11 protein-coding genes and 1 pseudogene are annotated in these 12,717 nt (G+C 59.0%); 6 read left to right on the top strand and 6 right to left on the bottom strand.

What is annotated here, in order from left to right:
* Positions 1–325 precede the first annotated feature (325 nt).
* From GV827_RS22345 to GV827_RS22325, 5 genes are all read left to right on the top strand, one after another.
* Entirely contained in the window at positions 326–3,187 is a 2,862-nt protein-coding gene (locus GV827_RS22345; RefSeq protein ID WP_164356396.1) for a GAF domain-containing protein, read from the top strand.
* A 239-nt stretch (positions 3,188–3,426) separates the two neighbouring features.
* Positions 3,427–4,974, top strand: a complete 1,548-nt coding sequence (locus GV827_RS22340) for a sensor histidine kinase (protein ID WP_328823203.1) — start codon at positions 3,427–3,429, stop codon at positions 4,972–4,974.
* Complete coding sequence (locus tag GV827_RS22335; RefSeq protein WP_164356394.1) at positions 4,971–5,579, top strand: response regulator transcription factor; 609 nt, start codon at positions 4,971–4,973, stop codon at positions 5,577–5,579. The genes GV827_RS22340 and GV827_RS22335 overlap by 4 nt, the downstream gene beginning before the upstream one ends.
* Positions 5,580–5,668: 89 nt before the next feature.
* Positions 5,669–6,151, top strand: coding sequence for a GlcG/HbpS family heme-binding protein (locus GV827_RS22330; RefSeq protein ID WP_164356392.1), 483 nt, complete (start codon positions 5,669–5,671; stop codon positions 6,149–6,151).
* Positions 6,152–6,216: 65 nt separating this feature from the next.
* Positions 6,217–6,891: an ankyrin repeat domain-containing protein gene (locus GV827_RS22325; RefSeq protein WP_164356390.1), complete on the top strand. Its 675-nt coding sequence runs from the start codon at positions 6,217–6,219 to the stop codon at positions 6,889–6,891.
* A gap of 348 nt (positions 6,892–7,239) precedes the next feature.
* On the opposite strand, the gene GV827_RS22320 is transcribed toward GV827_RS22325, so the two are convergent.
* The 6 genes from GV827_RS22320 to GV827_RS22295 all read right to left on the bottom strand — a co-directional run bounded on the left by GV827_RS22320 (position 7,240) and on the right by GV827_RS22295 (position 11,426).
* A complete protein-coding gene (locus tag GV827_RS22320; protein WP_164356388.1) occupies positions 7,240–7,521 on the bottom strand; it encodes a hypothetical protein in 282 nt (93 codons plus the stop codon).
* 104 nt (positions 7,522–7,625) lie between these two features.
* On the bottom strand, positions 7,626–7,817 hold the full coding sequence (locus GV827_RS22315; RefSeq protein ID WP_164356386.1) for a hypothetical protein: 192 nt from the start codon (positions 7,815–7,817) through the stop codon (positions 7,626–7,628).
* 49 nt (positions 7,818–7,866) lie between these two features.
* A complete protein-coding gene (locus tag GV827_RS22310; protein WP_164356384.1) occupies positions 7,867–8,988 on the bottom strand; it encodes an alanine/ornithine racemase family PLP-dependent enzyme in 1,122 nt (373 codons plus the stop codon).
* Positions 8,985–10,184, bottom strand: a complete 1,200-nt coding sequence (locus GV827_RS22305) for a DUF1611 domain-containing protein (RefSeq protein WP_164356382.1) — start codon at positions 10,182–10,184, stop codon at positions 8,985–8,987. The genes GV827_RS22310 and GV827_RS22305 overlap by 4 nt, the downstream gene beginning before the upstream one ends.
* Positions 10,185–10,255: 71 nt before the next feature.
* Positions 10,256–10,957, bottom strand: a complete 702-nt coding sequence (locus GV827_RS22300) for a hypothetical protein (RefSeq protein WP_164356380.1) — start codon at positions 10,955–10,957, stop codon at positions 10,256–10,258.
* Between the two features lie 115 nt (positions 10,958–11,072).
* Positions 11,073–11,426 (bottom strand): hypothetical protein, encoded by a 354-nt coding sequence (locus GV827_RS22295; RefSeq protein WP_164356378.1) that lies wholly within the window; start codon positions 11,424–11,426, stop codon positions 11,073–11,075.
* Positions 11,427–12,043: 617 nt separating this feature from the next.
* Between GV827_RS22295 and GV827_RS22290 the strand changes: the two are divergent.
* Positions 12,044–12,516 (top strand): annotated as a pseudogene (locus GV827_RS22290) (tyrosine-type recombinase/integrase).
* Positions 12,517–12,717: the final 201 nt, after the last annotated feature.

Raw genomic sequence — 12,717 nt, 5'->3', positions numbered from 1 at the left:
TACAATTCCACGTGCTTCAATCCCGCCCTCCGCCAAAACGAAGAGCCTAACAGGACAGGCCAATCAGCCCATCTGCGACAAGACAATCTCGCCGCTCACGTGGTGCAGTATTCCACCGGCGTTCTCACACACAAGACATTCGCTGCGACCAGGAAATCGGGCCGCAAGATCTTTTCCCAACGTGCCCTACCAAGTTGACCGTGGCTCAGAGGCCTTTCCGGATTTGGGTAGTCAGTCTGACCGTTCGCGCCTAATGTTGAAGATAAGGCAATATTCCGTAGGGCATTTCTTGCAAAAAACTCGAGACACAGACGACGGAGACAGTTTGCGCGCGGAGCTTGAGCTTGCCCGCGAACGCGAGGCGGCAACGCGGGAAATTCTCGAAATCATTAGCCAGAGCCGGGATGACGAGCAGCCCGTATTCGAAACCATCCTCAAGAACGCCTGCGTGCTTTGCAACGCGCCGCTTGCCTGCCTGATACTCGGGACTCCTGACGATGAAATTCAAACATTGGCGGCCCACAAGGGTATGTTTGCCTCGGCGGTCGAATTGTTCGAGACCGGCCAGATGCGGATGGATCCCGAACTGTCCTATGCCGCACGTTCCATCATCGAAGGCCGTCTAATCGCGTTCGACGACATGGGGAAAAGCGAGCTTTACGAACAGGGCAGCCCGGTGGTCTGCTCCATGGTGGACGAGTCCGGCATCCGCAGCGTTCTATTCGTGCCCCTTGTGAAAGATGGCGCGGGGATCGGGAACATCACACTGTTTCGCCGGGAAATCAGCCCCTTCGATCCGTCGGAGATCGCGCTGGTCCAGACCTTCGCCGCCCAGGCCCTGATCGCCATCGAGAACGTCCGGCGGTTCCGCGAAGTCACGGAACGGCTGGAGCGCGAGAAAGCCTCTGGCGACGTTCTGGATATCATCAGCCGGTCGCGCGATGACGATCTGCCGGTTTTCAGGGTGATCACGGAGGCCGTATCGCGGCTGTGCCGCGCTCCGCTGGCCTATATCTGCTTACTCAATGTTGATCGAACACATGTAACGGTACCGGCCCAGATCGGTGCGCGGCGCGAGTTCGCTGAACGGCTTGCACGGTTTAGGGAACCGGTTGAAAAAGACTGGCTGTTGGCCGTCAAGGCGCCGCTGGAGCGCAAGGTCATCAGAATTGATGATCTTGCCGATAACGATCTTTATCGAGACGGCAACGAATACCGCGTGAACATGGTGGACGAGGAAGGCATGCGCAGCGTGCTCGTGGTGCCTCTTGTGAGCGGCGATACAGGTGTCGGCTGCATCTTTCTCTATCGTCGCGAGGTGGCCCCATTTTCGGATGCCGAGGTTGCGCTGGTCCAGACATTCGCCGCGCAGGCGGTGATCGCCATCGAGAACGTGCGGCAATTCCGGGAGATCCGCGAGCGGCTGGAGCGCGAGAAAGCGACCAGCGACGTGTTGTCGGTGATCAGCCAAAGCCGCGACGATGCGCAACCGGTATTCAAGATCATCCATAAAAACATCACCCGTCTGTGCGACGCCCCGTTTTCCGGGCTTTTCCTTCTCGACGAGACCGGCGAAGGATTGGACCTTGTCTCGCTGGAAGGCAGCAACACGGACTATATTCTCGCAGAGCAAACCAAATGGTCGATCTCTGACCCCTCAGCCCCGTGTCGAGCCGTTGCGAAAAAGAAAGTCGTTCATGTCAGTGACCTGACCAAAACAGCCGCCTTTCGCGACGGGCACCCGCCTACGGTCCGGGCGGTCGAACAAGAGGGTGTACGAACGTTCCTAGCGGTGCCGCTGATCAGAAACGACGTCGCGATCGGCGCCATAGCGATTTACCCAAGCGGTGTGCGACCCTTTACAGACAGTCAAATTGAACTGGTGAAAACCTTCGCCGCGCAGGCGGTGATCGCCATCGAGAACGCGCGTCAGTTCAAGGCGCTGGAAGAAAGTAATGCCGAGTTGACGGACGTGCTCGAGCGTCAGACCGCCACCGCCAATGTGCTGGACGTGATCAGCCAGTCACCGTCGGACGCCCGGCCCGTTTTCGATGTCATCGCCGCCACAGCGATGCGCCTTTGCGATGCCGAGGCGGTCGTGATCTGGCAGATCGGTGCTGACGGGTTCGAGCTTGCCGCGACGTTGCCGGACACGCCGGAGCGCGTTCGGATGCTCAAGGAGTATCCTCCCACGGTGGACGAGGGTTCGGTCGCCGGGCAGGCTTTTGCCGCACGGGACACAATCCATATCGATGACCTGCAGGCCGACCCCGTGCTGTCACAGCTGCCGCTCACCAGGATGACGCAGACCCGCACGATGCTCGCCGTTCCCCTCTTTTCGCCCACGCAGGAACGGGTCGGGCTGATCGTTCTGCCGCGACGTGAAGTGCGCGCCTTCAGTCCCGAACAGATCGCGCTGGTCGAAACCTTTGCGGATCAGGCCGCCATCGCCATTGAAAACGTGCGGCTGTTTAAGGCGCTGGAGACGCTGAATGCCGAACTGGGCGAGCGGGTCGAAGAACAGGTCGGCGAGATCGAGCGCATGGGCAAGCTGAAGCGCTTCCTTCCCGCCGCTGTAGCCGACACCGTTGTAAACTCCGGGTCCGAGGACATGCTCAAAAGCCACCGCGCGCTTCTGGGTGTCCTGTTCTGCGATATTCGCGGATTTACCGCGTTTTGCGAAACCGCCGAGCCTGAGGAAACCATCGAGGTCCTGCAAACCTATCACGAAGAGATGGGCAAGCTGATCAATGCACACAGCGCAGGTGTTGACCACCGAATGGGCGACGGGATCATGGTGCTTTTCAACGATCCCTTGCCTTGCGAAGATCCGGCCGGGGATGCCGTCCGACTGGCCATGGCGATGCGGGCCAAGATGTCCGAGCTGTGCCGGTCATGGAAGCGCATGGGCCATCGGCTGGGCTTTGGGGTTGGTGTTTCGCTAGGATATGCGACCGTCGGCATGGTCGGGTATGAAGGGCGCTCTGAGTACACCGCCTCCGGCACAGCGGTCAATGTCGCCGCGCGCTTGTGCGACATGGCCGAGGATGGCGAGATCCTGCTGAGCACCCGCGCCGCGATCGCGGTGGAGGATGATTTTCCCTCACTTTCGGCCGGAGAGGTCACGCTGAAAGGCATCCGAGAACCGGTCGAGGTTTTCAGATTGGTCGAAAGGGCTGCAGGATAGGAATGCATGCTTTCTCGGCAATTGCTCTCCCCGGCCCAGAGCGGTCACTTGGCGGCGAAGCGACAATCTGCGGTTGCAGCCTGCCTTGCTGACATTGCCCGCGGGGCAAAACGAGATGTTTGTCGGCGCAACCCCGACCGACCTCTGTAGTCCAACGGATTTCAAAACCGCGACAAGAGGTTATGCTGACCCCGACTTAACGATGCCTCGATCGCATCGCTCGCACCGGAATCGGATACGTGGCAGAGACAACGCAACACGTCAGAGATCATTTGCGCGGCCCCCTCGCTCAAGGGGGCGCTTGGTTTCTGCTGTGCATACTTGCGCTTGCGGCACTTGCCGGTTTCGAACGCAACGCACGGCTGAGTGAATTGACGACCGAAAGTGAGCGCCTTCATGCCGTCGCATCACAACGGGCCGACCAGCATGACGCGCATCTCACGGCCCTGTCGGCCATCGCGGTGGCTGGTGCAGATCAGCGCCCAGATCTCTTTCGCGAGGTCGCCGGCGCGATCATGCGGTTCTATCCCCGCATTGTCGGCATCTCCCTCGTGTCGCTCGACGGCGAGGGCAGCGCGCTGGAAATCGGGATCAAAGAGGCCGAGCTTGGGGACGTGATCCGCGCTGCGGCCAGACGCTCGACCGGCGCTCCAGTCCTTGTGCGCTATCCGTCCGCCCGTCCGGCCTACCTGATTGTCAAACGCAGTCCCAATTCCCAGGCCGCGCGCTACGGTCTCGCCCTCATTGTCGACGCCGCTGCCCTGCTTGATGGAGATTCCCGCTACTGGACGCATGTTGAGGCGACGCGCTGGCTGGCCCTTCCCGATGGCACACCGCTATTCGGTGTCACTGATGACGGGCGCGCTCCAAACTTCAGCCGTGCGCTGTCAAGCGGCACCCAGCCGCTTGAGCTGAAGACCGCGATCCGCATGACGGCGACGGACATCTTGCCGCCGAGCCGGGTGGCTATCGCCCTTGCCTTGATCGCACTTGGCGGCTTTGCGCTGCGCGCGATGGGGCGGCAACGTGCCAAGATCCGCGCGGCCGAAGCCCGCGCCGAATTGAGCGGCCTTGAGACCCGCCTCAGCCATGCGTCCCGGGTGAATGCGCTTGGCGAGATGGCAAGCGGCATGGCGCATGAATTGACCCAACCTCTGACGGCGATCCTGGCGCAGGCGCAGGCGGCTCGGCACCTGGCCGCAAGGGGCGACACGGACCGCGTTGCGGGGATCCTCGAGGACGTGGTCGGTCAGACGCGGCGCGCATCCGCCATCCTGGACCGCCTCCGCACCTGGACCCGGCCCCGGGAACGCAATGCGGAGCCGATCGATCTGCGAGAGTGCATCCGAGTGGCCGAAACCCTTCTCGTGGGACAAGCTGCGGATCTTGGCGCCCGGCTCAACCTGACGATGCCACCGACGCCGGTGACGGTGGAGGGCGATCGCGTGGAACTGGAACAGGTTCTGTTCAACCTGATGCGGAACGCCCTTGATGCGGTTGCCGAGAGTGCAGGATCGCGAAAGATTGCCGTTGACGCGGCTCTGGACGGAGAGATGGCGGTGATCGACGTCAGCGACACTGGCCCGGGCATCCAGCCGGACGTGCGGGACCGGTTGTTCACGCCCTTTGTGACGACACGGGAGAACGGAACTGGCCTCGGCCTCGCTCTCAGTCATCGCCTGATCGAACGGGCAGGTGGCGATCTGACTGTGGTCGAGGCCCGTGAGGGCGCTCGCTTCAGGATACGCCTGCCGCTGGCCCGCGTAGAACGAGAGGCCGCCGAATGACCACACCAGTCTATCTGGTCGATGACGATGCAGCGGTCCGAGAGGCGCTCTGTCTGCTTCTTTCAACTGTAGGGATCGACGTGAGGAGCTTTCCTGGGCCCGAGGACTTTCTGTCATCGTTGCCCAAGCTCGATCCGGGCTGCCTGATCCTCGATATCCGGATGCCGGCGATCTCCGGGTTGAAGCTGCAGGAACACCTGACCGCGAGCGGCGTGGTCTGGCCAACGGTGGTGATTTCGGGCCATGGCGATATCGAGGCCTGCCGCAAGGCGTTCCGCAACGGCGCCATCGACTTCCTGTCGAAACCGGTCGACGAACAGGACCTCATCGACGCCATTCAGAAGGGGCAGGCGGTGCTCGGCCGGGCCGCCGAAGCCGACGCTGAACGCCGCGAAACGATGGCACTCATGGCCGGGCTGACGCCGCGCGAGCGGGAAGTCCTGTCGTTGGTGGCGCGCGGCTTCGCGACCCGAGAAATCGCCACTGCTCTCGATGTGTCGCCCCGAACCGTGGAAAGCCATCGGGCGGCCATCGGGGCCAAACTTGGCACAACGTCGCCAGCAGAGATGACGCGTCTGTGGATCGAGGCCGAATCCATTCCGTAGTTCTACGGATGCGGCGGGTCGTCCTACGAATGGGGCGAAATCCAGCGATGGCGTAGGTGTCTCCCAGTCACCAGCAAAGGAGAACCCACATGCTCAGAACAACCGCTCTTCTCGCCGCCCTTGCCGCTCCCGTGGCCGCGGTGGCGCAGGATCTGCCAACCAGCCCCTATCTGCCGCTTGCCATGGCACTTGATGCCGCAAACGCTGCCCTCGAGGCCTGTGCCAAGGACGGCTACAATGTGAGCGTTGCAATCGTTGCCCGTGACGGCGCGACCAAGGTGCACCTGAAAGCCGATAACTCGGGTCCGCATACTGTCGGCAGTGCTCAGGGCAAGGCCTTTACGTCAGCCTCAATGGGCCGCGACACAGCCGGGCTTGCACAGTTCATCGGTGAGAACCCGCAGCATGACGGCCTTCGCTACATGGATGCGCGGATGGTCATCCAGGGCGGCGGGCTTCCGATACGGATCGGAGGCGGCCTCGTCGGCGGTATTGGCGTCGGAGGCGCACCTGGCGGGCACCTCGACGAGGCCTGCGCCCGTGTTGGTCTCGATACGATTGGCGCCGAATAAGTCAAACTGGGGTCGCGTCCCGTGCGCGGCCCATTCTTTAAGCACACTGTTAGAAGGGTGAAACCATGCACTTCCTTACCCTGATTGCCTTTCTTATCGGACTTGCCGGGTCGGCCTCGGCACAAACTGCCCCTTCACCAAGCGAAGTTGCAGCCTATGACGGTCTGTTCCGCGCCGCCCATGAAGGCGACGTCGACGGAATTGAGCAGCTGGTTGCGGAAGGTGCCGACGTCAATGCCCGCGATTCCCGGGGGCGCACTCCGGCGCATGTCGCCGCCTTCGCCTCCGAGGACGGGGCGCTGCGCGCACTGGCCGAAGCCAATGCCGATATGAATGCGCTCGAATATCGGGCCTACGATGTCGTCACCATTGCCGCGGTGGCGGACGATCCCGAACTGATGTCACTCGCCATCAGCCTCGGCAACGATCCGGGTCTCATAACCAGCCCCTATCTTGGCACCGCGCTGATCGCCGCGGCGCATCTCGGTCATGCCGAAGTGGTACGGCGCCTAATCGACGCTGGCGCGCCGCTCGACCACATCAACAACCTGCATTGGACGGCTGTGATGGAGGCGGTTGTCCTTGGTGATGGCGGCCCGGATCATGAGGCGGTGCTTGACGCGCTTTTGTCCGCCGGAGCTGATCGAACGCTTGCCGACCGCGATGGCGTCACGCCACTTGAGCATGCCGAAGCTCGTGGCTTCACCGCAATGGCTGAACGACTACGCAGAGAAGACTGATCCGCCCGCATGGGAAAGCCTTCGACTTTGCTGTCCCAGTTTGCCCATGACGTCGATAGGGTAGCGTTGGACTGTCTGCCATCCGGATAGGTAAAGGCCCAAAGCTGCCGTCCACCGATCGCTCAAGTTGCCGCAGCGCGGCCCGGCGAACCTGCCGTTCGCTGCACGCGCAAAATCTCTGGGGTTGCGAAATCACACCGTGCTTTTGCTGGGGCTGCGCCAGTGGCCGCTCAACTGTGAACTCGGCCCTTTGTAATGGAGCAATCTGTTCTAAAGACACCAAGAAAGTCTGTCTTGTGTGTCGCGGTCGGAATACATTTTTGGGTGGAACTTAGCCGATTGCAAATTTCAGAAATCATCAAATTCCGGGACATTACCGAGCCTGACAAGGAAGCTAGGTGATCCGACTTCGCCACTGTTTGGGTCTTCACTAATCATATAGGCATCAGCACCGGCGCAATCCTCGGACTGGGCTTCCCGTTCGGCTCTATTCTGGGCTTCTGCTGCAGTTGAATATTGAAATTGCTTGCCAATCTTCAAGCCTGCTTGCCCGTCGCGCTCGGGCTTTTGTTCCACATATGTCTGACAGATATAGTGAACTTTTGTGGAGCTCTCGTCTGCGTGCGTCATGGGCAATTCCTTCAGGTGCGTCCGGTCGCCCCAGAAGATTGAAAGGCGCAGGCGAAGAGTGCGTTGTCGCTACGTGGCGGCCTTGGGTGAACCTGTCCTATGCACTACCGCGACGGCTTCGTCGGAGTGTTGGCTTCTCGTTCGAGGCGCGTGTTGCGGAGTCGGTCGTTCTTGGCTTGTCGGTTCTCGGCCTCTTCTTCGACCATCTTCCGAACGATGCGGGATGTCTTTTCCACCGGTGTTTCCACATTGGGACCTTGCGCTTTGAACAAGCTTGTTTTTGTCAGCTTTGCCAAGTGGCAATCTCCTCTTTGGTTGCATCCACGTGTGTTGGAACAAGGTCGTTCAAACCAATGTCAGATGTTTGCTTGGGCCATAGGCATCGCGTGCGATTGGCAGGGGTCGGTCATTGCGTAGATTTATCTGGATTTCCGGGGCGGCCATGGCGCGCATCAAAGCGCCATAGTTCATGTTAAACGGCATTTCCGATCCAACGCAGAGCGCCGCATCTTTCGTGCCGATGACAAGATGATCGCTTGTTGCGCCGATAAGAGTATTGCCCGGCGGCATCGAAAGCCCCGCCGCATCCGTGTCTTGGTGCCCAATGGCAAGAATTATCCGCTTGGTTTCTGAGGTGTCAGGGACAAGCTGAATTCTTGCCAAGGTGTGATCAGCGCAGTTCACAAGTGGCCGCACAGACTTGGAGTCCGTTTCAATCACTTCGGCGAAAAGCGTGAAGGCGTCCCGAAACATACCACCAATCTGATCCCCTGTGATCGGATCGACGCCAAGCAGTATTGCTTCCCCAATGCGCAGATCGTTGATCCGGCCAGTAGCGCGCGCGCCAAACGCCCAAGGCAGGTTTGCAGAGTTGCCGCCAGATACCGTCTGAAGGAATGGGCCACACTGTCCCTCGACATCATTGGCAAGAACAGACAGGGCCCGCATCTTTTCAGCCGTCGGGGCAAGACCACTCAGACAAGCGAAGTTGGCACCAATGCCTTTGAGCGCCACGCCGGGCATGTCCACCACTTGCAGTGCCATGCCCCCAAGGTCCTGAGGCATGATCCCTTCGCGCAGATCGCCCATTTCGACCATCAGGATAATGCCGTGAACCGCGTTCTGCCGGAGTGCAGCAGCGGCTAAGGCTGCGATCACAGCTATCTCTGTGTTGTAGCTCGCCTCACAGACTTGCACGACGTCATCAACTTGGCTCAGCATGGGTGTTCGGATCAGGGTGACCGGACCTGTAATTCCAGCCTGGCGTAACCGCTTTACGTTGCTCAAACGCGCCTCAGCAAGGCCGGCAGCGCCACCGTCGAGCATGGCACGGGCGATGGCTGGATGGCCGCAAACGGCCTTGGTCACAGCCGTCACACCGATGCCACGCGCCTTCAGCAGCCCAACAACAGTCTGGGTGTTGCTGCGTATCTTGCTTAGGTCTACTTCGATACGCGGGTTGCTCATATTGCAGCCACGGGTATCCCTTGCCGCAGGACGGGATAGGCCGAAACAACCATCGCCAACAGGTGTGCCGCCGGTCGGCTCAGTGCGTCAGTGACGGGCAGCCCAAGTTTTTCGCTTTGTGCTGCAATCGTGTTTGTGATTTCGGCTTCGGACATACCCTCGTGATTGAGCGTGACGCCGATGACCTTGGTATCCGAAAATGCCTCGATCAACGCAATTTCACTTGCCGGGGTGGGCATTGGCATGTTGGGAAAATCGCAGCGATGGGCGCGTTTTGGGGCGTGCTGAAGGATAACGGCGTCCGGCTGGCTGCCGCGCAGGATAAAGGCCGATGTACAGAACGCGGGATGGCTTAACGCACCTTGGCCCTCGATCAAGATGACATCGGGTTGCTCTGCCTCTGAGGCCGCAACAATCGCCCCCTCAAGTTCGCCACAGCAGAATTGGGGCGGTACGGCGTCCATAGCCACACCATATTTTGCGCCCTGCATCAGGCCCGTCTGGCCTGTACCCACCAGCACAGTCTTGATGCCCTTTGCGTTGAGGGCACGGGCCAGGACTGTCGCAGTGGTCCGCTTTCCGATGGCGCAATCGGTCCCAAGAACGGCGATGCGCAGCGCATGTACATTCGCGACGCTGCCATCGAACAAACGCATGTCCTTGCTGGGCTTCGGTTTGCGGATGTCGCGGATGGTGACGTGCTTTTCCCGTGCCGCTTGCGCAATTTCAGTGTCGTCGCTCAGGTATTCATGCAGGCCACTGACGATATTCATACCGCACGCTATTGCATCAAGGACAACACCACGATCAGCTGGCGAAAGCCGCCCAGTTGAGGGGGCCATTCCATAGATGAAAGTATCGGGGACGGTGGGTTCGTGGGCGACAGCGGCATCCAGGCTTTCGAAGATTGGTATGCTGTTGAACGCCTCATCAAGAACCATCCCGCTATCGTCACCGCTATGGTTGCTGTCGATGACTGAGACGATCCTGTAAGCCTCTGAATGGCGCACTAGGCCGTTGGCCGTCTTGCCGTCAATTCGGGCAAAATTACCTTCGCAATAGACAATCGCTGTTGGTTGCGCGGCGGTCTGTGTGATGGCTGTTGATGGTGGAGATACGCCACGGGTCAAAGGAGGCGCTTGCGCACCTCTGACGGGACGACGAATGGTATCCACCGATTGAAGTTCGGTTTTCATGCTATTTTCCTTTTGAGGGCGACAGGACCTTCGCCAATGGGTGTTGAAGCCGAAGTCCCGGTGCCATGGGCTTAGTTCTTTAGAACGCACAGCCCCTTGGACTTCTGGAAGTTCCTGTTGCATTTCCAGCTATTACCCGACCTGCCAAGATGTGCGTTCGCGGGGATGTCTATCGCTTTGCAGCCTGTACCTGAGACCTCATATCCCCTCTGGCATTTCCATCCCTTGCCGTAGGTAGCATCGTCGAAGTATGCGAATTCTGGGATTTCGACGGCCTCGCAGCGACCGTCCTGTTCAAAGAAACCACGTTCACATGTCCAGGGTTGACCATAGCCAGATCCGTTCAAAAAACCGTTGATGGGAACCTCAATGGCATTGCAAAGGTCATCCACCTTCTCAAACCCACGGTCACATTCCCACCCGGACCCAAAGGACGTATCCACCAGAAAGCCGTTTTTGGGGACGACGACCTTTTGGCAGGTATCGTCAACTTTGTGAAATCCGCGCAAGCAGTGCCAGCGTTCGCCTGAAGGGTCCAGGAACCCACCATTGGGGACAACCACTGCAACACAGGTCGTGTCATCGACGTTGAGAAAACCACGAAGACATTCCCAACCGGAACCATATGTACGGTTCGTTTCATATGCATTTTCCGGTGCCGCGACGGCTGCACAGCTATCGCCAATAAGCCGATACCCGACATTGCATTCCCAGCCGTCGCCATAACTCCTTGCGCTGGCGTTTTCCGGCATGGTCTGGGCAAGCACAGGCATTGCAAAGAGAAGCAGAGCGAGAATAGGTCCGAAAAATAAAGCCCAGATCAATCGGGTGTCTGCCACCATATGGGCCCCGCAAGGTGTTTGGAGCGAGTGCCGCGCTTTCTTCGACTTATGATTCATCCAGCTCAAGCCCCGCCAGGCAAGCGTCTGCAAGGTCACGGTCTGGCTTGTCTGAACCGGGGCGGGTCGCCCAACCTGTTTCCATCATTGCATTGCGGCGGCCAAAGCCAGAAAGCTCCTGGAGATTTGCCAGTTTCCCTGTGCGTCCTGGATCAGACGCTGAAATATTGAGACACACTGGCACCATCGCCAAAGTCACTTCGTCAGCTGCCAATTCCCTTGCCATGGCTTGGGCGTTGCCGCCTGTTGTCCAGCCACCCCAAGTAAACCCGAGGATAGAAACCGCAATCGCACCACCCAAAGCACCGTAGATGCTGGGTTTCGTCCATTCTGGAAAAGTCATTTTTTGATCCTTTGACGGAGAAAGCGCCGCCTCACTGTTTTCATGCGCTGACGAGATATCGTGTCAGGGCCGTTTCTAAGTTGTATTGTTCGACAGGGCACTGTTCATGTCCGGTCGCTATGCATGGGCTTTTCCTGCCGCAAACGCGCGTGAACACACCGCATGGGCGATGCGGTCGCGCGCGATAACATCGGCAACCTCTCCAAGCATCAGATCCCAGCTACGGGAAGTGAAAATTGAATTTTCATGATAGATGATTGCAGTTCACTATGGCAGGCGATGCGCCTATGCCGCGGGAGACCACAACTTTGTATGTTGTACCTAGTCTCTTAGCGCCTGAATTACAATGATAGCCGACCTGATCTTGTTTCGAACGCCACCCACGGTCTTGAAATGAGAGAAGCGAACGAACCTCCGACCCTGTGTGACCGCAATTCTGCCACCGAATGAAGCGCATACTTGGTCTACTGCCGAAAGCGCACGGTTAAGCGGACCGCAGCATTTGAGAATTTGGGTCCTCAACGGACCTCGGAGGCGACGCAGTCTCCTTCGGTATGTTGTTTCGGTCAACGTCGGGTTGTCGTTGTAGGAGGGCATGGCGGATCGGAGGATCAATCATGGAGACACCATACTTACCTGCCATTCGCGCGCTTCGCCCCGCCTGGAATAAGGGCCGCATCGTCGGCCAGAAGCGATCGCTCAAGCCAAAGCATGTCTGGGCAATCCGTGTTTGCCTTGAACTAGCTGAGAACCATCGCGACCTCGCACTGTTCAATATGGCGATCGACAGCAAGCTTCGCGGGTGTGACCTGGTGACAATGAAGGTTGTCGATGTCATGAGCGCCGCCATCTCTCAACCCGCCAGTACGCGCGGATTGTCCGTGACTGTGTTACCTCAATTGGATTGGAAGCGACTGCCTACGGCACGCATTCGATGCGGCGAACTTAAGTGACCCAGATCTACAAGAAGACGGGAAATCTCAGAGCCGTACAGCTTCTTCTTGGTCACACAAAGATGGACAGCACGGTGCGATATCTCGGCGTCGAATTCGAGGATGCATTGGGTATTGCAGAAGCCATTGAAATCTAAAGCTGTCGGACCGCTTTCACTGGCGGCCCAAACCAGCTCTCTGTTTGCGTAAGTGTCAAGCGCGGGTTTCTCGGTCATTCGGGGACCTGGTTCTCTACGAAGTCAGCATTGCCGCTTCCTGATGGCGTCCGGGAGCTGATCGGCCAAAATGTCATTCGCGGAGTGAGCTTTGGCTCCTCCGGCCGGTTTAGACTGGCTTGA

It is taken from the genome of Sulfitobacter sediminilitoris, from assembly GCF_010667575.1.
GTDB lineage: Bacteria > Pseudomonadota > Alphaproteobacteria > Rhodobacterales > Rhodobacteraceae > Sulfitobacter > Sulfitobacter sediminilitoris.
Note: the sequence above shows the minus strand (reverse complement) of the source record. Positions and strands in the feature narration are given on the sequence as shown.

Coding starts and splice junctions, on each gene's coding strand:
- GV827_RS22335 (WP_164356394.1), top strand. CDS start 4,971: ATGACCACACCAGTCTATCTGGTCGATGACGATGCAGCGGTCCGAGAG.
- GV827_RS22330 (WP_164356392.1), top strand. CDS start 5,669: ATGCTCAGAACAACCGCTCTTCTCGCCGCCCTTGCCGCTCCCGTGGCC.
- GV827_RS22325 (WP_164356390.1), top strand. CDS start 6,217: ATGCACTTCCTTACCCTGATTGCCTTTCTTATCGGACTTGCCGGGTCG.
- GV827_RS22320 (WP_164356388.1), bottom strand. CDS start 7,521: ATGACGCACGCAGACGAGAGCTCCACAAAAGTTCACTATATCTGTCAG.
- GV827_RS22310 (WP_164356384.1), bottom strand. CDS start 8,988: ATGAGCAACCCGCGTATCGAAGTAGACCTAAGCAAGATACGCAGCAAC.
- GV827_RS22305 (WP_164356382.1), bottom strand. CDS start 10,184: ATGAAAACCGAACTTCAATCGGTGGATACCATTCGTCGTCCCGTCAGA.
- GV827_RS22300 (WP_164356380.1), bottom strand. CDS start 10,957: ATGCCTGTGCTTGCCCAGACCATGCCGGAAAACGCCAGCGCAAGGAGT.
- GV827_RS22295 (WP_164356378.1), bottom strand. CDS start 11,426: ATGACTTTTCCAGAATGGACGAAACCCAGCATCTACGGTGCTTTGGGT.